The organism is Dietzia sp. NPDC055340 (genome assembly GCF_053645335.1).
On record NZ_JBSHML010000007.1, the window covers coordinates 22,886 to 41,735 of the forward strand.

Genomic DNA, 18,850 nt, shown 5'->3' on the forward strand with positions numbered 1-18,850 from the left:
GGGCCGCCGGCTCAGCGGTGCTTGAGAAGGACCGCCCGGATGCCCTCGTGGAATCCGTCACGCAGACGCACGCGCTGGGCCTCGGTGAGCGTGAACTCGTTGAGCATCTGGCAGGCGAACTGCAGCAATGGCCTGTCGATCGCCGGCGGAAGCACCCCGCCCGACAGGAGATGCGCGTCGTCGCGCTGCTCCTCGGTGGCGGCCTGCTCGTACCACCAGGTGGCGTACTGCTGTCCCACGTCGAAGGGGGTCTGCTCACCGGAGGAGGTCCACACCTCCTCGGGCAGAGGTACGAACTTCGACCGCAGCGGACGACGATGCGGGGCCATCATCGACGGGCTCGGCCGCGCGGAGCCATTGGCCGTCGGCTCATCCGACGCGGGCGCAGCCGCGGCCGGCGACTCGGCCCGGGGCGCCGGCGGCACCTGGCCTGGCTTCGGCACTGCCGGCCGATCGGCCGGATCGGCCAGATCGGCAGGGCTGGCAGGGCTGGCAGGGCTGGCAGGGCCGGCAGGGCCGGCAGGGTCCTCGCGGTGGGCGTCATCGACAATGGCCGCGCACTCCTCCTCGTCGGCCGCGAGCTCCTCGGCCTCGGCCGCGAGCTCCTCGTCGGCCACGGTCTGGCGCGTCTCGTCCGCCACGGTGGTCGCGGCGGCGCGGTCGGACCGCAACTGCACGTCGACCATGTCCACGGTCTCCTCCGCCTCCGGATCGCGGGTCTCCTCGCCGGGATGCGCAGGGCGCGGGGCCGCGGTGCGCACCTTCGGCGGGATCGGCCCCTCGAGGACCCGGATCTGCATGGCGTCGTGGAAGTCCGTGCGGGGATCGAGCACGGTCGTGGTGTCGCAGGCGTGGCGCAGCGCGGACGAGATGGAATCCCAGCCGAATCCGACGAGGTGCATGCGCACGCCCGCGTCGACGGCCACCCGGACGCCCGGGATCATGTCGGCGTCGCCGGTGACCAGGACCATGTCGGAACAGTGCCCCTTGTACGCGGCCTGGATCATATCCGCGACCAGCAGGGTGTCGACGGCCTTCTGCGTCCGGCGCTCACCCCACTCGATCAGCTGACCGGCCCGCAACTGCACGCCCTCGATGACGCGCAGTGTCCGTTGATAGCGGTGTGGTCCTGAATCCGGGATGCCGTCGTACCAGTTCTGGCGCTGGACCGGCTGATCCACCAGACCGTGCGCGACCTGATCTAAACGGTGCACGACCGTGGCCAGAGAGATCTCCAGCTGACCGCGCGCCCCCTCCTCCCACGAGTTATAGAAACTCGCCAGTAGGTAAGACGTATCGACGAGGATCAGAGTTCGTTGAAGCATGATGATCACGACCTGTTCTGGTTGTCATTCGTTGACTTCCAGCATGCCGCAGGGCGCACGGACCCGCAGGGGTCGCTACCGAACAACGTCAGGAGTCTCTCGATGTCACAACCCTTCGCCACGCCGACCGACCTCAGTGGAAGGGTCGTGCTGGTCACCGGCGCCGCCCGCGGACAGGGCCGCGCCCACTGCGAGGCCTTCGCCGCTGCCGGCTGCGACGTGATCGCCCTCGACCTGTGCCGCGACATCGAGTCCGTGCCCTACCCGATGGCGAACCCGGCGGACCTGGAGGCCACCGCCGAGGCCGTGCGCGCGCTCGGGCGGCGCTGCGTGACGGGCGAGGTCGACGTGCGGGACATGCCGGGGATGCGCGAGGCCGTCGACGCCGGTGTCGCCGAGTTGGGTGGCCTGGACTTCGTGGTCGCCAACGCCGGGGTCTCGCCGCAGCCCATCCCGTCGTGGGAGCGGACCGAGGAGGAGTGGGACTCCACCCTGGACATCAACCTCAAGGGCACCTGGGTCACCACCACCGTGGCCATTCCCCACATCCTGGCCACCGGCCGGGGCGGCGCGGTCATCCTCATCAGCTCGATGGTCGCGCTGCGCGGCGGCTCCTTCACCGCCAGCTACGCGACCTCGAAGTGGGGCGTCCGGGGTCTGGCCAAGGCCCTCGCCGGGGAGCTGGGCTTCTCCAACGTGCGGTGCAACTCCATCCACCCCGGCAACGTACGCACGCCGATGATCGAGAACCCGTCGATGATCGCCATGATGTCCGGCGGACAGGGCACGACGCTCGAGGACACCACCGAGACCTTCGCCGGCATGAACCAGATGCCGCAGCCGTGGGTCGGGCCCGAGTCGATCGCCTCCATGGCCCTGTACCTGTGCAGTGATGCCGGCGCCGGCATCACCGGCGCCTCTATCCCCGTCGACCTGGGCGGAAGCGAGAAGTTCGGGCGCTGACCGACCGCGCTTGCCAGACACGAGAACGGCCCGGCACCCTCAATCGAGGGAGCCGGGCCGCCTGCGCTGCGTTGTTTTGCGCCGTGCTGCCTTGTGCTGTGCTGCGTTGCGCTGTGCGGGCTATCAGCCCTGGGGGGCCGTCGGGCGCGGGACGCTGATGGTCGACCCCGTGGCGCTCCACACCATGGTCCAGAAGATGTCGACCACGGGCTGGATGGCCTGCAGGAAAATGTCGTTCGCGTTGCTCATGTTGGTCCCCTCGTCAGTGTCTCTTCCCGGCGGTGTGCGACCGAGTACGTCCGGTATGTCGCCACCAACCGGCCCGACGTTACACAACCGTGATATCCGTGGCGACTCCCACACTTTTCGCACTGGTCACGGCTGTGCCGCCCCGCCCTCACCCTGCGGTGGACTATCGCCGCGGAGTGTGACTCACCCGACAAAGCTAACCTACGGGACCGTAACTTACGGTACCGTAGCTTCATGGCAATCACCGACATCCCAGAGTTCGCACATCTCAGCGAGGATGACATCGAAGCGCTCGGCGCGGAGCTGGAGCAGATCCGTCAGGACATCATCGGCTCCCTGGGTGAGCGAGATGCCACCTACATCCGCAACACCATCCGCTTCCAGCGCGGCCTCGAGGTCGGCGCCCGGGCGCTGCTGATGGTGGGCTCTCGCAACAAGACCGCGTGGGCGATCGGCGCGGGCGCGCTCGGTGTGGCCAAGATCGTCGAGAACATGGAGCTCGGGCACAACATCATGCACGGGCAGTGGGATTGGATGAACGATCCCGAGATCCACTCCACCACCTGGGAGTGGGACAACGTGGGCACGTCCGAGCACTGGAAGCAGACCCACAACTACATGCACCACAAGTACACGAACATCATCGGCATGGACGACGATGTGGGGTACGGACTCCTCCGCGTGACCCGCGACCAGCGCTGGCACCCCTTCTACTACGGCAACCTGGCCTACAACACCGCCCTGGCGTTGCTGTTCCAGTGGGGCGTGGGGATCCAGTACCTGGAGCTGGGCAAGGTCGTGAAGGGCCGCGACGACCGCGAGGAGACCAAGCGCAACGTCGCCCTGTTCCTGCGCAAGGCCGGCCGCCAGCTCGCGAAGGACTACGTGTTCTACCCGGCACTGTCGGGCAAGGGCTGGAAGTCCACCATGACCGCCAACCTGGTGGCCAACGGCATCCGCAACGTGTGGACCAACGCCGTGATCTTCTGCGGCCACTTCCCCGACGGCGCCGAGAAGTTCACCAAGAAGGACCTCGCGAACGAGACGCGGGCCGAGTGGTACCTGCGCCAGATGCTCGGCTCCGCGAACCTCACCGGCGGCCCGGTCATCGACTTCATGTCCGGCAACCTGTCGTACCAGATCGAGCACCACCTCTACCCGGACATGTCGTCCAACCGCCTGGCGGAGGCGTCCGTACGGGTGCGCGAGGTGTGCGACAAGTACGACCTGCCGTATGTGGCCGGCTCGCTTCCGGTGCAATACCTCAAGGCGTGGCGCACCATCGCCAAGATGTCACTGCCCAACCACATGCTCAAGGACACCGCCGACGACGCACCCGAGACCCACTCGGAGCGGATGTTCGAGGGGCTCCCCGAGCCGAAGCCGACCGCCGGGAACGGCAAGCGCGCCGGACTCAAGACGGCGCTACGCCAGCAGCGCGCCCGCCGTCGCGCGAAGAAGTACGTGCCGGTCTCCTGACCTGAATCGCACGCCGCCACGCCCTCGACACCTGATCAGGTGTCGAGGGCGTCCGTGATTTCGACGCCCCAGTTGTAGAACCGGCGATAGGCTGACCCCGGAAGTCGGCCGTACCAGTCCAGCACCAGTCACACATGACGACGGGAGTACCCATGGAGGACCGGCGAATGCTGATCGCCGACTCGGCGATCGAGGTCGTGGCGAGGGACGGCATCCGGGCGCTCACACACCGGGCCGTCGACTCCGAGGCGGGCCTCCCCTCCGGCTCGACCTCGTACTACTGCCGCACCCGGGCACAATTGGTCGGTCTCACCGTCGACCGGGTCACCTCGCTGCTGCGGGGATTCGTCGAGGTCTCGGGAATCCAGGAGCTGGCGTCCACGAACGCCGACGACGTGCTGGGGGTGCTCTCCCGCATGATCGAGGCCCTGCTCGCCGACTACCGCGGCGAGCTGGCCGCGCGGTCCGCGCTCATCATCGAGCTCTCCGGCAAGGAGGACACCACCGATCTCGTGTCCTCACTGCTGGACCCCAGCGACCTGACCAACGCGCTCGACGCCACCGGGATGCGTGAGCCGGCGGTCGCCGCGATGGACCTCCTCGCCGTCTTCGAGGGCCTGATCTGGGAGCGCACCGTCGGCCGCCTCGCCGGCCAGGCCGTCGACCGCGCGCACGACTCCGAGCTGCTCAGCGCCGCGCTCGCACGCCACGAGCACCGCGGCCCCCGCAACCTGTTCGGCCTGCGCCGCTAGCCAGGCGCCGCCAGCCCCACAGCACCATCCCGAGCCCCCGACGCCCTGCCCCCAGGCCGTCGGGGGCTCGCCTGTCTGCACGTGAGCCTCGTCGCGGCGCCCTGCGCCGACCCCGTGTTTTTGTATACTAAACGAGTGCCACGGCCCTCCTTCACCACCCCGACCGTTCGCGACGCGATCCGCAACCGCATCCTCTCCGGCGAATACGCGCCGGGATCCCGCCTGATAGAGCAGCGGATCGCCGCCCAACTCGAGGTATCGCGGGTCCCCGTCCGGGACGCCCTGCGCGACCTCCTCGCCGAGGGACTCACCCGCGAGCGACCGGCCGGCGGGATGGAGGTACGGCACTACTCCGAGGCCGAGATCGACGAGCTGATCGTCCTGAACGAAGTCCTCGAGACGGTGCTGGTCGTCCGGCTCGCGGAAGAAGCGGACGAACTCGTCGTCGTCGCCCTCCACACGGTCACCTCAGAGGCCGGCGCGGCGATCGAGGCCGGGGACACCACCCGCGCAATCGCCCTCAACGCCCGCTTCCACGACGTCCTGTTGGACCAGGCGCACGGGAGCATCACCCACGAACTCCTCAGCACCATCCGGCCACGCCTGGCCTGGGTGCACCGACAACACGGCGACGCCGCGGTGCTCCACGCCGAGCACGTGGCGATCGCCGACGCGATCGCCGCCGGCGACACCACCGCGGCGGCCGCGCTCATCCACTCCCACGCCGCCTCCAGCCGGCAGGCGGTTCACGACCTCAAGGACCCCACATGATCCGTCACCGTCCGCGAGGAGCTGGCGCCACCGTCGGCGTGGCCGCCCTGGCCCTGCTCCTCACCGCCTGCGCCACCGACACCGCGACCGACGCCGCCCCCACGCCCGAGGCGGCCCCCTCCACGGTCGTCACCGAGACCGCGACGCCCACCACCGCGCCCACCCTCAGCCCCGAGGAACAGCAGCGGCTCGACACCGAGCTCATCGCCGCCGCGTGGGCCGACGATGTGCCCGCCGCGCGTGAGCTCATTGCCCGCGGTGCCGATGTCAACGCCACCGACGACACCGTGCAGAGCGCCTACCTCATCGCCACCTCGGAGGGGTACACCGAACTGCTCGACCTGACCCTCGCCAACGGTGCCGACATGACCTCGCTGGACTCCTACGACGGCACCGGTCTCATCCGCGCGGCCGAGCGCGGGCACGCCGACATCATCGGCCGGCTCATCCGACATGACGTGGACATCGACCACGTCAACAACCTCGGCTGGACCGGCCTACACGAGGCGCTCATCTTCGCCGACCAGGCCGGACGCCCCGCGCGGGGCGACAGCACCGACTTCATGGACAGCGTGCGCGTGATCGTCGCCGCCGGGGGTGACCTCACGATCCCCGCGCAGCAGGACGGCGCCACCCCTCTCGAACTGGCGCGCCGCCACGGGCTGACGTCGCAGGCGAGCCTGATCGAGCAGGCCGTGGCCGCCGACCGCGCCGACGCGCCCGGCCGCGACGCCGACGCCGAACTGCTGCAGGCCGCAGCGAGCGGCGACCCCGACGCCGCCGCGCTCGCGCTGCGCCGCGGCGCGGACCTCGACACCCGCAACGCCCAGGGCCAGACCCCGCTGGTCGTTGCCACCAGGAACAATCACCCGCGGGTCGCCGCACTGCTGCTCTACCTGGGCGCCGACCCGGACGCGCAGGACGACATCCAGGACTCGGCGTTCCTGTACGCCGGCGCCGAGGGCCTGGACGAGATCCTCACCATGACCCTGGCGCACGGCGCGGACGTGACCAGCACCAACCGCTTCGGCGGCACCGCGCTCATCCCCGCCGGCGAGGGCGGCTACGCGAGCACCGCACAGATCCTGGTGGATGCCGGGGTGCCCGTGAACCACGTCAACGACCTCGGTTGGACCGCCCTGCACGAGGCGATCATCTACGGTGACGGCACCGGCGGCCATCTCGAGACGATCCGCATCCTGCTGGACGGCGGCGCGGATCCGACCCTGCCCGACGGCGACGGTACCTCGCCGCGCGACCTGGCCGCCGGGCGCGGCCAGGGGCAGGTCGTCGCCCTGCTCGAGGAGGGACCGTGACCGAACACAACAAGTATGACGACGACGACATCACCCACCTGCGCCGATGCATCCAGTTGGCCACCACGGCGGTAGAGGCCGGGGACGAGCCGTTCGGATCAGTCCTCGTCGACGCCGCCGGGCGGGTCCGGTTCTCCGACCGCAATCGCATCTCCGGCGGCGACGCCACCCGGCACCCGGAGTTCGCGATCGCGCGGTGGGCGGCCGACAACCTCACCCCCGACGAGCGCGCGGCGGCGACCGTCTACACCTCGGGCGAGCACTGCCCGATGTGCAGCGCAGCGCACGCCCTCGTGGGGCTCGGTCGCATCGTGTTCGCCTCCAGCGGTGCGCAGTACGCGGCGTGGATGGCCGAGCTCGGCGTGAACCCGGGACCGGTGGCCGGTCTGCCGATCACGCAGGTCGCGCCGGACGTCCCCGTTGCCGGCCCTGTGCCTGAGCTGGCCGACGAGGTACGCCGGCTCCACGAGCGGGCTGCACGGAGTGCTGCTAGTCCGTGATCGCCTCGAGCGGCCCGGTCTTGGCCGCCCGGTGCGCCGGCCACAGTGAGGCCAGCACACCGACGAACGCCGAGCACACCAGCACGATGCCGATCATCCCCCACGGGATGGTGGTCATCTGCAGCCCGCTGGACGCCAGCACGGTCACGAACGCCCAGCCCAGGTAGACGCCCACCGCAGCACCGATCAGCGCGCCGAACACGGCGATCTGCGTGGACTCGAGATTGACCGTTCGCCGCACCTGCGACCGTTGCATGCCGACGGCGCGGAGCATCCCGATCTCGGTGCGCCGCTCGATCACCGACAGCGCCAGCGTGTTGACGATGCCCAGCACCGCGACCACCAGGGCCAGCCCCAGCAGGGCGTAGATGATCGTGAGCAACTGGTCGACCCCACCGGTCTGCTGGTCGATATACTCCTGCTTGCTCTGCACCATCGCGATGGGGGTGTCGGCCAGTTCCGCGGTGACCGCCTCCCGGGCCTGGTCCGAGGTGAATCCCTCCGCCGGAGAGACCAGCACGTTGAACGTGGTCCGCAGGTTCTCCGGCACCAGGCGCTCATACACGTCCCTACCGGTGTAGAACTGGCCCAGCACCTGCGAGTCCTCGTAGACGCCGGTGACGCGCAGGGTGGATTCGCTGCCGTCGGGCCCGACGAGCGGCACGGTGCTGCCGTACGTCCAGCCCTTGTCGCGGGCCACGGAGCGGGAGACGACGAGCGAGTCCTCGGCCGGCTGGAGCGAGCCGTCCACGACGGTCGCGTCGATCATCTCCTCGACCGGGCCGCCCGCGGCGGAGATGAGTTGCTGCTCCCCGCCGAGTACGCCGAACCCGAACGCCAGGTACGCGACCTCGCCGACCTCGTCGACGGCGGAGATCCGCTCCTCGATGGCACCGGGCAGCGGCACCGGCGGCCCCTGCGAGGCGACGCCCTGGACGACGACGTCCGCCTTGATGTCCTGGTCGATGATGCCGCTGATGCTCTCCTTGGTGGTGGCGCCGAGAGTGCCGAACGCCGCGACCAGGGTGAGTCCGAGGGTGAGCGCGAACGCGGTCGCCGCGGTGCGGCGGGTGTTGCGCCCGGCGTTGGTCGCGGCCAGCCGACCGACCGCACCGAAGGGCGCGCCGATGACCCGGCCGATACCACCGGCGATGGGCCGCGCGAGGGCGGGCATCACCAGGAAGCTGCCGACAATCAGGGCCGCAGCGCCGACGCCGACGGTGATCGCGCCGGACTTCGTGGTGTCCTGCCACGTGCCGATGAGCGCGAGCGCGAGACCCGCGACGACCGCGAGGACGCCGACGTACGTGCGCATGCCGCCGCCGGCCTCGGTGGCGACGGAGCCGACGCGCATACCCTGCACGGGGGCGACGCGTCCGGCCCGCCGGGCGGGGGCCCAGGCGGAGAACAGGGTGACGAGGAAACCCAGCACCAGCGGCGTGACCACCGACGAGGTGGCGAGCGCCAGGTCGCCGGCCGGGATGCCCAGGTCCAGGGCGTCGAGCACCATGAAGATCGCCTGCGCCAGCCCGAACCCGGCCACCACACCGATCGCGGATCCGACGATCCCCGTGACGGCGGCCTCGGCCAGCACCGACCGGGTGATCTGACCCCGGGAGGCGCCGATCGCCCGCAGCAGTGCGAGCTCCCGCAGCCGCTGCGCGACCAGCATGGAGAAGGTGTTGTAGATGATGAACGTGCCCACGAGTAGCGCGATCAGGCCGAACGCCACAAAGAAGTAGTTGATGAAGTCCAGCATCGTGCCCAGCTGGTCCGAGAGCCGCTCCTTGACCTCCTCGCCCGTGCTGACGGAGAAGTCGGGGTACTCGGCCGCGATGGCGTCCCGCAGCTCGCCCTGGCCCACGCCCTCCTCGGCGCGGACGGAGACGCTGCTGGCGTTCTCGCCGTCGCTGAACAGCGCGCGGGCCTGCTCGGAGGTGAAGCCGACGCCGACGTAGCCGCCGACGTCGGTGTCGCTGGTGTAGGCGCCGACGACGGTGACGTCGATCATCCCGTTCGAGGTGGTGTACACCTGCGCGGTGTCGCCGATCGCCAGGCCGGCCCCCTCGAGCACGCCCTCGGGCAGAACGACCTCGCCGTCGGCGGCGGGCGTGCGCCCGTCGACCATCTCGTTGCTGCTGCCGACCGCCTGCTCGGGATCGATCCAGGCCAGGCCCTCGGACGGGGCCCCGCCGGACTGGTACGGGGTGCCGTCGGCGTTGAACAGCACGACCGTCCCGGACACCTCGGGCATGGCCGCGGCGACGCCGGGCATCTCCCCGAGCCGGTCGGCCACCTCGAACGGCACCCCGGCACCGCGCGGATCCTCGGGCTCGATCATCACCGACAGGTCGGCGGTGCCCTGCTCGAGCAGCCCGTCGAAGGTGCTCTTGAGCGTGGAGGTGAACACGAGCGAGCCGGTGACGAACGCGGTCCCCAGCACCACGGCCAGCACCGACAGCAGCAGCCTCAGCTTGTGCGCGGCGATGTTGCGCAGGGAGACCCGCAGCATCGGCCGCGCATGCCGCGGTGCGTGCTCGTCGGGTCGGGAGTGGCGGGCCTGGTGTTTCGCGGTGGCCATCACCGCTCCTCGAGGTCGCCCATGGCGGCGAGGATCTCGTCCGCCGTGGGGCTCTCGAGTTCGCGCACGAGCCGCCCGTCGGCGAGCAGCAGGACGCGGTCGGCGTAGGTGGCGGCGCGCGGGTCGTGGGTGACGATCACGACGGTCTGCCCGAAGTCGTCGGCCGCGCTGCGCAGGATGGACAGCACCTCGGCGGAGGAGGTGGAGTCCAGGTTGCCGGTGGGCTCGTCGCCGAACAGGATGTCGGGCCGGCCGACGAGGGCGCGGGCGCAGGCGACGCGCTGCTGCTGCCCTCCCGACAGCTCGGACGGCCGGTGCGAGAGCCGGTCGCCGATGCCCAGGCGCCCCACGACCTCGTCGAACCACGCGCGGTCGATGCGGTGGCCGGCGATGTCCTGCGGCAGCGTGATGTTCTCCTCGGCCGTGAGGGTGGGCACGAGATTGAAGGACTGGAACACGAAGCCGATCCGGTCGCGCCGCAATGCGGTGAGCTGCTTGTCCGGAAGGCCCACGATCTCGGTGTCGCCGATGCGTACGGACCCGGAGGTGGGCCGGTCGAGCCCGGCCATGCAGTGCATGAGGGTGGATTTGCCGGAGCCGGACGGCCCCATGATGGCGGTGAACCGGCCCTTGGCGAAGGTGGCGCTGACGTGGTCCAGGGCGCGCACCTCGGTCTCGCCCTCGCCGTAGGTCATGACGAGGTCGGTGGCGATGGCGGCCACGGGCTCCGCGGCGCCGGGCTGCTGGTGGGTCTCGGCCTGGGTGGTCATGTGCTCCCTCGCAAGGTGGTGGTCGACTAAAGCATGCAGCATCCGGGGACCGGGACGGATCAGGGATGGCCCTGGTTTCCACCCTGATCGGGCTCGGGCTCATCGGGCGCGGTCGGCCACTGCTCCAGTGTGCGACGGGTGGTGAACCTGCGCCGCTCGCCGGAGACGGGATCGGTGAACGCGATCGATTCCGCCAGCAGCTGCAGCGGGCGGGTGAAGTCGCCGGGGGTCACCTCGAGCACGTCGGGGTACAGGTCGTCGCCGAGGATCGGCGTACCCAGGGCGTTCATGTGCACGCGGAGCTGGTGGGTGCGGCCGGTGGTGGGCTCGAGGCGGTAGAGGCCCAGTCCGTCACGGGCGTCCAGCAGCGTGATGCGCGTGTGTGCGTCGGCCTCGCCGTCGACCTCGGCGGCCTGGAGGATGCCGCGCGTCTTGACGATCCGGCTGGACCGCTCGCGCACCTCGGGCGTGCCGTCCGGCGCCGGCGCCACGGCGAGGTAGGTCTTGTCGACGCGGCGGGCGGCGAAGAGTTCCTGGTAGGCGCCGCGGTGCGCGGGGTCGGCGGTGAACACCAGCACGCCGGCGGTGAGCCGGTCGAGGCGGTGCGCGGGCGCCAGGTCGCCGAGTCCGTGATGGTCGCGGCGGAGCCGCACCAGTGCGGTCTCGGTGACGTGCCCGGCGCGCGGCGTGGTGGCGAGGAAATGCGGTTTGTCGACGACGACGAGGCGGTCATCCCGGTGCAGCACCACGAGGTCGAAGGGCACCTCGGTCTCGGGCCCGGGGGTCCGGTACATCCACACGTCCATCCCCCGGTGGCGCCTGGTCTCGCCGGTGACGGGGCTGCCGTCGGCGGTGACGACCTCACCCGCGGCCAGTGCGGCCTCGAGCTCGGCGAGCCGGTCGGGGAAGCGGCGCCGCAGTTCCTCGGGGATGCTGCGGGGCCCCTGGCCGGGGTCGGCGAGCCGGATGCGGACCGGGTCGACGCCGTCGCGCAGGGGCAGCGGCCGGCGGCTGCGCCGGGAACCAGAACTGGCCATACCCCCGAGCCTAATCCGTGCGTTACACTCACCTGCGCCTCATCTATCACTTCAGCACCAGGAGCAACCATGATCGACGCCGTCGTCGACTTCTTCCTGTTCGGCCCGGGCCGCGCGATCCTGCCCGCGTTCCAGGGCAGCTTCAACCTCGCCTACCCGTCGAACGCCCCGTTCCCCGAGGCGGCGTAACCCCGTTCGCCCACCCTTCGCCAAGCCGCTTCCGCAGGCCGATCCCGGCGGTACGCTGACGGCATGGCTTCCCTCGAGAACACCGTTGTAGTCGGTGTCGACGGCTCTGCTGCGTCCACCGGCGCAGTCGCCTACGCCGCCAACACCGCCGCCACCCGTGGCATCCCGCTGCTGCTCGTCACGAGTTACACCATGCCGGCGGCCATGTTCGCCGAGGGCATGGTGCCGCCCCAGCCCGTCTACGACGAGCTCGAGCGCGAGTGCCACCCGATCATCGAGAGCGCCAGGGCCACCGCTCAGAAGATCGCTCCGGAGATCCAGATCGGCCACGCCGTGGTCGAGGGCAACCCCGCACAGGTGCTCATCGACTACTCGCGCAAGGCCAAGCTCATCGTCCTGGGCTCCCGCGGCCTGGGCGGCATCAAGGGCATGGTCCTGGGCTCGGTCTCCGCGGCCGTCGCCAGCCACGCGTTCTGCCCGGTGGTGGTGACCCGCACGGACACCGATCAGCCGGACAGCACCGGCCCCGTCGTGGTGGGTATCGACGGCTCCGAGATCAGTGCCCGGGCCACCGACTGGGCGTTCGCCGAGGCCTCGGCCCGCGGCGCCGAGTTGATCGCCGTCCACACCTGGATGGACCCGCAGGTCCAGGCCGCGGCCGCCGGGATCGCCCTCACGGACGACGACTGGAGCCAACTCGAGGAGCAGCAGCACCAGACGCTGGCCGAACGGCTGGCCGGCTTCGCCGACCGCTTCCCGGACGTGAACGTCACCCGCTACGTGACCCGGGACCGCGCGGTCCGCGCCCTGGTCGAGCAGTCCGAAGGGGCACAGCTCGTCGTCGTCGGATCCCACGGGCGTGGCGGCTTCGCCGGCATGGTCCTGGGCTCGACGTCCCGCGCGCTGCTCCAGGCCGCGCCGTGTCCCGTGATGGTCGTCCGTCCGGAGGCCCACGAATGAGCGGGGACCCCGGCAGCGCCGAGGACATCCGGGTCCGTGAGGACGAGGTCGCCGGCCGCTTCGAGATCCTGGTCGACGACGTGGTGGCCGGGTTCGCCGACTATCAGGACGCGCCCGGGACCGGCACGGCCTCCGGGGTGCGCACCTTCCCGCACACCGTCGTGGCCACCGAGTTCGGCGGTCGCGGTCTGGCCGGCCGGATGATCGGCGAGGCCCTACGGCAGACGAGGGGCAAGGGGCTCCGCGTGAATCCCGCCTGCTCGTTCGTCGCCCGGTACATCGAGAAACACCCGGACTCGGCCGACCTCGCCTGAGCAGCGCCGGGCCCACAGCCGGACACGGCGCGGTAACGGATGAGCGACGTTTAACCGCACAGTGGAGTGGACCGGAAGCGTCCGTGGCCGGATCGTGTTCTCCTGAGTGAGCGGCCCACCCCTGGGCCGAGAACGACTCTCGGAAAGGACAACCACCATGCTGTGGAGCATCATCTCCTGGATCATCGTCGGTGGAATCGCCGGCTGGATCGCGTCCATGATCATGGGCCGGAACGCCCAGATGGGATTCGTCGCCAACGTTGTAGCCGGAATCGTCGGCGCGTTCGTCGTAGGCCTTATCGTCTCGCTGATCACCGGGGGTGGCGGCATGCCGGAGGCCTTCTCGCTGTGGGGCTTCATCGCGGCGATCATCGGCGCGTGTCTGCTGATCTGGGTGGTCGCGGCCGTCAAGGGCCGCGGGCGCACCAAGGTCTGACCCCACCACAACCCTCACAAACCCGTACGATCCAGCGGCCCGGCCTCCCACGCGGAGCCGGGCCGCTGGCCACCAGGCAGGAAGGCAGGAAGGACTCCGACATGGGATTTCTCGACAAGGGCCTGGCCAAGGCCAAGGAACTCGCAGGCAAGAACCCGGACAAGGTGGACTCGGTCATCGACAAGGCCGGCGACATGTTCGACAGGAAGACCGGCGGTAAGCACGCCCAGCACACGGACCGCGTGCAGGAGAAGGCCGGCGAGTTCCTCACCGGACGCACTGCCGACGCCCCCGAGGTGCCCGACGCGCCGGACGGCACCCCCACCCCCGATCCCGGCCCCGAGCAGGGGGGTCGCCCGCCGGCCTGACCGGCACGGCTCGACACCCTTCGAGCACCCGTTGCCAGATCTTCGGGGCCGGCGCCCGCTCCACGCGGCACCGGCCCTGCGGTGTCGGTGGTCACAGCCGATAGTCTGTAACCCGTGACGAGTACACGGTCGACCAAGCCCGGGCCGCGGGAGCGGCTCCTGGCCACGGCGACCCGTCTGTTCTCCACCGACGGGATCCGGGCCGTGGGCATCGACCGGATCCTGCGCGAGGCGGGCGTGGCCAAGGCCAGCCTCTACAACACGTACGGGTCCAAGGACGAGCTCGTGGTGGCCTACCTACGATCGGTGGCCGAGCGGGACCGGGTGCTGTGGCGACGCCGCGCCGACCGCTCGCCCGATGCCCGGGGCCGCGTCCTGGCCCTGTTCGACATCATCCGCGAGCGGGTCGAGCCCGCCACCCCCGGCTCCTGCCACATCGGGGCCGCGATCGAGTTCCCCAGCCCCGACACCGACGGCGAGCGCTCGATCCGTGCCGCGGTCGCCGACCAGCGCGCCTGGGTCGCCGAGACCCTGCGCGCCGAGCTGGCCGGGATGGGCCTGCAGGACCCGGACAACATCGCCGACCTCGCGGACCGGTTGGCGCTGCTCCACGACGGTGCCGTCACCGCCGCGATGCTGGGCGAGGTCCAGACCACGTCCATGACCGCCCGAAGCATGGCCGAGCTGATCCTGGGCATGATCACCGACCCCATCTGACCCGGGCCGGTCACTGCGCGAGGCGGGGGCCGACCAGCTCGGCCACCTGCTGCGCCGGGCCGGCCTCCTCGTTGACCGTCTGCACCGCCAGCAGCTGGTCGCCCCGGGACAGCACGACCAGCGCGCCGGCCGCGCCCCCGGTGCGGGCGCCGGCCCAGCCACCGTCGGCGGTGGCCTCCTCGGCCGTGTCCTCAGGCGCGGACTCGGCCACCAGCTCGCGCGCCCGCTCGGCGGAGTCGACCGTATAGACGGTGGTCGTGAGGACCACGGAGCCGTCCGTCCCGTAGAAGAAGCAGGCGGCCGGGTCGATACTCTCGTCGATCCGCACCTCGGTGACCGGGGCGGCGCCCGTCTCCGCCGCCTCGGCCACCGACAGGTACGGGCAGTCCGCGGCAGCAGCCGGCTGGACCGGCGGCAGTTCCCGCTCCGGGGCCGGCAGCGGTTCGGTCCTGATGGTGCCGGTCTCCTGATCGGAGCCCGTCCCACCGCATCCGGCGAGCACGGCGAGGAGCGCCACGGAGGCTGACGCGAGGGCGGCGGCGGTGCGAGTGGTCATGCCAGCCAGGATAGGGCGGAGGCCGCTCCGTAACATCGACGGCAGTCGATCACACGAGGTACGGACAGGAGGGCCGAGATGAGCAGCACCGAGTCCTCCGGCCCGCCGGGCATGAGCCGCCGCCGCGAGGTGCGGGTCCGCATCAGCGGCGTGGCGCTCGACCTGGTGCTCGAGCGCGGGCTCGACGACGTCACCGTCGACGAGATCGCGCGCGCCGCGAACGTCTCCCGGCGTACGTTCTTCAACTACTTCCCGTCCAAGGTCGCCGCGTGCATCCCCTACGTGCCGCCCGCCGAACCCGAGGCGGTGCAGCTGTTTCTGTCGGACCGGTCGGTGCCCACCATGACGGCGCTGTCGCGGTTGATGTGGAACCAGGTGTCGACGGCCCGGCGCGAGTCCCCCGAGTTCGACCGCTTCCACGACCTCTGGCGGCACGAACCGGGCATCCAGACCGAGATGCACGCGCTGTTCGCGCGGCTGGAGGGCCGGCTCGCCCAGCTGGTGTGCCAGCGGGAGGGTCTGGCCCCCGACTCGGTCGAGGCGGCCACGGTGGCGGCGGCCTCCATCGCGATCCTGCGGGTCGCCGTGGAGCGGTGGCGCACCGACGAATCCGGGGCGCTGCTGGAGAACCTGATCGACGAGTCGTTCGACGCCGTCACCGATGCGGTGATCCTACGGCCCGACGACTCCTGATCCCGGCGCCCGGCAGGCCCCGAGCGCGCGTACGAGCCGCTGCCCCATCCGCCGGTACGCCCGCGCCTCGCGACGTCCGGCGCCGGGCAGGACGTAGGCCGAACCGGGGCGCCACGTGGTGCGGACCGTCGCCGTCACGGCGCCGGTGTCCGGATCCAGATCGACGTGGCAGCGGTGCTCGGCCACCGCGGGGTTGCCCTCGAGGGTGCCGACGACGAGCCCCTGCCGCAGCGACTCGTCGGTCCTGTCGACCACCCGGCAGGGGCCACGCATGGGCCCGTCCAGCAGGTCGACGTCCGACGGCAGGCCCGGGTCTGCCCCGACCAGCCGGAACCCGGCACGGCAGTGGGCGTCCAGGCCGAGGAGGTCGTCGGAGGTGACGTCGAACAGGGCCGTCCCCTCGCCGAGCCGGGAGGTCAGGGAGATCTCCGCCCAGCCCTCGGGGGCGTGACATCGACCGGGACCGGCGAGGATCGAACGCTGATAGCCGAGCGCCCGGCCACCCAGCTGCGCCGGTCGGCGGTCTCGCCCGGTGACGGTGTCAGAAATCGGCTCCACGACATGCAGTCTCACCAGACCAGTTGAGCGGACGGCACACTCTCGGTGAACGTCGGACGTCAAGACGGTGACGCCGATCACAGAGTCGGCTCGTCCGGGTGGCGGGCAGGAGCGGAGGCGGGACCCGCGACCCCGCGCCGTAGGATCGGGGCCATGCGTTCCTCGCTGCGTTCGACTTCGCCGTCCCCGTCCCGCGGCGTCACCGGAGCGCTGGCCGCCGTGGCCGCGCTGACGCTCGCCGGCTGCTCGGGTCTCGGCGACGAGGCGGAGTCCGGCCCGCCGCGACTCACCCCGAACCTGCAGATGGACGCCGCCGAGGCGATGATCGCGAGCAGCGGTTCCGCCAACGAGCGACTCAACGCCTGCGAGATGCTCGACCTGACGACCGCCGAGGTCATCACGCTCACCGATGCCGAGATGCCCGACGTGGAGCCGACCGGCTCCGGCGACCTGGGCCTGATCTGTACCTACGGTGGCCCGGGCTCGCCCGATCGGGCCGAGGCCGCGACGGGCACAGGTTCCGACGACAATCTCGACGACCCGGACGACTCCGACGGCCTTGATGGCACCGACGACCTGGACGGCACCGACGGTGCCGACGAGACCGACCCCTGGAACCTCGGCGCGACCACCACGACCGCCACCACGGAAGCCCCCGCCCCGCCAGCCTTCGAGCCGGGCATCGTGCCGGACACCTTCGCCGCCGGCGTCGTCGAGCCGCAGGGCGGAGCGGAGGCGGCGCTCGCCGGACAGCCGCTGATGCTCGGCGCGCGCTACGCGTGCTCGGAGGTCCGCGGCACACTGGCCGCCACCGTCGAGGGGGCGCCACCCGCCGCACCCGGCGCACCGGGCCCCGTCTCGCCGCCGCTGGCGACCGCCTTCATCGATTGCCTCGCCGCGCCGACCGGCGGCGGCGTGGAGGTGCACACGATCCTCGTCACCGGCGACTACCTGTGGCACATCACGTTGGTCCAGCCGGAGACCGCTCGCAGCCCGGAGGCGGAGGCCGAGGCGCTGGCCGGCCTACACCGGGTCGCCCGTCAGATCCTGGCCTGAGCGGCGCGCACCGCCGGCAGCACGGACCAACGCACCTGGAATGCTGTATTCCATGCTCGGCGACATCGGTCCACCCCTCCTGATCGTCGCGGCGGTGTCCGTCGTCCTCGGCACGGTACTGCAGCGGGTCAGCGGGATGGGGGTCGGGCTCGTGGTGGCGCCGACCCTGTCGCTGATCCTCGGGCCCGTCGCCGGAGTCCTGCTGACCAACGTGACCACCACTTTTTCCGCTGCTTTCATCGCGATCATGCTGCGTCGCGACATCGACTGGCGTCGGTATCGCCGTCTCGCGCCCCTGATCGTCGTGGGGTCCGTGCCCGGCGCGCTCCTGGTCGGCGCCGTCGATCGCAGCTGGCTCGAGATCATCATCGGGGCGGCGTTGCTGGGCACGCTTCTCATGACGGCGATCGCGCGCATCCCGCAGGTCAGCGGCCCTTTCCCTGCTGCGGTGGCCGGCACCGCCGGAGGGTTCCTCAACACCGCGGTGGGGGTGGCCGCTCCCGCGATGCTGGTCTACGCGCAGGCAACTGGTTGGAGACAGCGGTCCTTTGCCGCGACCCTTCAACCGATTTTCTGCACCATGGGCGCCACGTCCGTGATCACCAAGATCGGCGTCGGCGCCGCGCCCATTTCCGAGCTCCCACCGATGATCGTCATCGGCCTCATCGTGGCGATGGTGCCGCTCGGCGTCCTCCTGGGAGGAGTCCTGGCCCGGCGGGTCTCCGCAGAGGCGGGCCGCAGGGTTGCCGTCGTGGTGGTCACCGCCGGCGCTGTCCTGCTCCTCGGGCGGGGGCTCGGGCATGCTGCCGGGATCATCTAGCTTCGCGTCTCTCGAGAGTTAGAGGCGGGCTGGAGGCCAACTAGAGAAACGGCGTCGGAGCCTCTCAGCTTCCGACGCCGTTCCCGTATTCGGCGGATCGCGCATCGCGCGCTCACGCCGCCTCGCATGCCTGTCCGGCCGCGGGCCAGCACCCCCCCAGGTGCTCCGGTCCGTATGACCGGCCCCTCAGCGTGAAGTCGTGGTCCCTCAACCAGTCCTTCACCTCGCCACCTCCCTCGGTTGGTGACTGATTGGACTATATGTTGCGCCCACAGCGCGATCAAGCCGGTGAACTGCGATTATTCTACTGACTTTCGGTCAGTAACACCTCTCGCGGCATCTACCTGCACTTCCCTCCGCGTCGATGCCAACAAACGATGGCAGGGTTTCGCGCCGCGCCGGACCGGGCGCCACCGCGTCCGTATCGCCGCAGCGCCCGC

21 protein-coding genes are annotated in these 18,850 nt (G+C 70.8%); 14 read left to right on the forward strand and 7 right to left on the reverse strand.

Annotated features, from left to right (window positions below; all coding sequences use genetic code 11):
• Positions 1 to 11: 11 nt before the first annotated feature.
• Entirely contained in the window at positions 12 to 1,325 is a 1,314-nt protein-coding gene (locus ACWIFB_RS06670) for an NYN domain-containing protein (RefSeq protein WP_454057727.1), read from the reverse strand.
• A gap of 102 nt (positions 1,326 to 1,427) precedes the next feature.
• Here ACWIFB_RS06670 and ACWIFB_RS06675 point away from each other — a divergent pair, with 102 nt between their 5' ends.
• On the forward strand, positions 1,428 to 2,288 hold the full coding sequence (locus ACWIFB_RS06675; protein WP_454057728.1) for a mycofactocin-coupled SDR family oxidoreductase: 861 nt from the start codon (positions 1,428 to 1,430) through the stop codon (positions 2,286 to 2,288).
• 123 nt (positions 2,289 to 2,411) lie between these two features.
• Here the strand turns inward: ACWIFB_RS06675 and ACWIFB_RS06680 are convergent, their stop codons facing one another.
• On the reverse strand, positions 2,412 to 2,537 hold the full coding sequence (locus tag ACWIFB_RS06680; RefSeq protein ID WP_454057729.1) for a hypothetical protein: 126 nt from the start codon (positions 2,535 to 2,537) through the stop codon (positions 2,412 to 2,414).
• Positions 2,538 to 2,771: 234 nt separating this feature from the next.
• Between ACWIFB_RS06680 and ACWIFB_RS06685 the strand changes: the two genes are divergently transcribed.
• From ACWIFB_RS06685 to ACWIFB_RS06705, 5 genes are all read left to right on the forward strand, one after another.
• Positions 2,772 to 4,016 (forward strand): fatty acid desaturase family protein, encoded by a 1,245-nt coding sequence (locus ACWIFB_RS06685; protein ID WP_452100463.1) that lies wholly within the window; start codon positions 2,772 to 2,774, stop codon positions 4,014 to 4,016.
• A 152-nt stretch (positions 4,017 to 4,168) separates the two neighbouring features.
• Positions 4,169 to 4,768: a TetR/AcrR family transcriptional regulator gene (locus tag ACWIFB_RS06690; protein ID WP_452100462.1), complete on the forward strand. Its 600-nt coding sequence runs from the start codon at positions 4,169 to 4,171 to the stop codon at positions 4,766 to 4,768.
• A gap of 135 nt (positions 4,769 to 4,903) precedes the next feature.
• Positions 4,904 to 5,539 carry a GntR family transcriptional regulator gene (locus ACWIFB_RS06695; RefSeq protein ID WP_454057730.1) on the forward strand — a complete coding sequence of 212 codons (636 nt, stop codon included), beginning with the start codon at positions 4,904 to 4,906 and terminating at the stop codon, positions 5,537 to 5,539.
• Complete coding sequence (locus ACWIFB_RS06700) at positions 5,536 to 6,855, forward strand: ankyrin repeat domain-containing protein (protein WP_454057731.1); 1,320 nt, start codon at positions 5,536 to 5,538, stop codon at positions 6,853 to 6,855. Before ACWIFB_RS06695 ends, ACWIFB_RS06700 begins: the two co-directional genes overlap by 4 nt.
• On the forward strand, positions 6,852 to 7,355 hold the full coding sequence (locus tag ACWIFB_RS06705) for a nucleoside deaminase (RefSeq protein WP_454057732.1): 504 nt from the start codon (positions 6,852 to 6,854) through the stop codon (positions 7,353 to 7,355). Before ACWIFB_RS06700 ends, ACWIFB_RS06705 begins: the two co-directional genes overlap by 4 nt.
• Here ACWIFB_RS06705 and ACWIFB_RS06710 read toward each other — a convergent pair.
• From ACWIFB_RS06710 to ACWIFB_RS06720, 3 genes are read right to left on the reverse strand one after another with little or no spacing between them, the layout of a single operon-like run.
• Positions 7,345 to 9,936 carry an ABC transporter permease gene (locus ACWIFB_RS06710; RefSeq protein WP_454057733.1) on the reverse strand — a complete coding sequence of 864 codons (2,592 nt, stop codon included), beginning with the start codon at positions 9,934 to 9,936 and terminating at the stop codon, positions 7,345 to 7,347. The genes ACWIFB_RS06705 and ACWIFB_RS06710 overlap by 11 nt on opposite strands.
• Positions 9,936 to 10,706: an ABC transporter ATP-binding protein gene (locus ACWIFB_RS06715; protein ID WP_230930575.1), complete on the reverse strand. Its 771-nt coding sequence runs from the start codon at positions 10,704 to 10,706 to the stop codon at positions 9,936 to 9,938. Before ACWIFB_RS06715 ends, ACWIFB_RS06710 begins: the two co-directional genes overlap by 1 nt.
• Before the next feature lie 59 nt (positions 10,707 to 10,765).
• Positions 10,766 to 11,743 (reverse strand): pseudouridine synthase, encoded by a 978-nt coding sequence (locus ACWIFB_RS06720; protein WP_454057734.1) that lies wholly within the window; start codon positions 11,741 to 11,743, stop codon positions 10,766 to 10,768.
• Between the two features lie 252 nt (positions 11,744 to 11,995).
• On the opposite strand from ACWIFB_RS06720, the gene ACWIFB_RS06725 reads away from it, so the two are divergent.
• The 5 genes from ACWIFB_RS06725 to ACWIFB_RS06745 all read left to right on the forward strand — a co-directional run bounded on the left by ACWIFB_RS06725 (position 11,996) and on the right by ACWIFB_RS06745 (position 14,727).
• The gene (locus ACWIFB_RS06725) at positions 11,996 to 12,892 is read left to right on the forward strand and encodes a universal stress protein (RefSeq protein WP_452100455.1); all 897 of its coding nucleotides are present in this window, start codon (positions 11,996 to 11,998) and stop codon (positions 12,890 to 12,892) included.
• A complete protein-coding gene (locus tag ACWIFB_RS06730; protein WP_454057735.1) occupies positions 12,889 to 13,206 on the forward strand; it encodes a GNAT family N-acetyltransferase in 318 nt (105 codons plus the stop codon). Before ACWIFB_RS06725 ends, ACWIFB_RS06730 begins: the two co-directional genes overlap by 4 nt.
• 157 nt (positions 13,207 to 13,363) lie before the next feature.
• Entirely contained in the window at positions 13,364 to 13,642 is a 279-nt protein-coding gene (locus tag ACWIFB_RS06735) for a GlsB/YeaQ/YmgE family stress response membrane protein (RefSeq protein WP_230930571.1), read from the forward strand.
• Between the two features lie 101 nt (positions 13,643 to 13,743).
• Positions 13,744 to 14,010 (forward strand): antitoxin, encoded by a 267-nt coding sequence (locus ACWIFB_RS06740; protein WP_452100453.1) that lies wholly within the window; start codon positions 13,744 to 13,746, stop codon positions 14,008 to 14,010.
• 114 nt (positions 14,011 to 14,124) lie between these two features.
• Entirely contained in the window at positions 14,125 to 14,727 is a 603-nt protein-coding gene (locus ACWIFB_RS06745) for a TetR/AcrR family transcriptional regulator (RefSeq protein WP_454057736.1), read from the forward strand.
• Between the two features lie 10 nt (positions 14,728 to 14,737).
• On the opposite strand, the gene ACWIFB_RS06750 is transcribed toward ACWIFB_RS06745, so the two are convergent.
• Positions 14,738 to 15,283: a DUF2020 domain-containing protein gene (locus tag ACWIFB_RS06750; protein WP_452100451.1), complete on the reverse strand. Its 546-nt coding sequence runs from the start codon at positions 15,281 to 15,283 to the stop codon at positions 14,738 to 14,740.
• A gap of 78 nt (positions 15,284 to 15,361) precedes the next feature.
• Between ACWIFB_RS06750 and ACWIFB_RS06755 the strand changes: the two genes are divergently transcribed.
• Positions 15,362 to 15,976, forward strand: a complete 615-nt coding sequence (locus tag ACWIFB_RS06755) for a TetR family transcriptional regulator (protein ID WP_454057737.1) — start codon at positions 15,362 to 15,364, stop codon at positions 15,974 to 15,976.
• On the opposite strand, the gene ACWIFB_RS06760 is transcribed toward ACWIFB_RS06755, so the two are convergent.
• Positions 15,956 to 16,534, reverse strand: a complete 579-nt coding sequence (locus tag ACWIFB_RS06760) for a DUF1990 family protein (RefSeq protein WP_454057738.1) — start codon at positions 16,532 to 16,534, stop codon at positions 15,956 to 15,958. The two genes, ACWIFB_RS06755 and ACWIFB_RS06760, sit on opposite strands and share 21 nt — an antisense overlap.
• A gap of 153 nt (positions 16,535 to 16,687) precedes the next feature.
• On the opposite strand from ACWIFB_RS06760, the gene ACWIFB_RS06765 reads away from it, so the two are divergent.
• Together ACWIFB_RS06765 and ACWIFB_RS06770 are read left to right on the forward strand one after the other, a co-directional pair.
• On the forward strand, positions 16,688 to 17,590 hold the full coding sequence (locus ACWIFB_RS06765; protein WP_454057739.1) for a hypothetical protein: 903 nt from the start codon (positions 16,688 to 16,690) through the stop codon (positions 17,588 to 17,590).
• 52 nt (positions 17,591 to 17,642) lie between these two features.
• Entirely contained in the window at positions 17,643 to 18,410 is a 768-nt protein-coding gene (locus ACWIFB_RS06770) for a TSUP family transporter (RefSeq protein WP_454057740.1), read from the forward strand.
• Positions 18,411 to 18,850 lie beyond the last annotated feature (440 nt).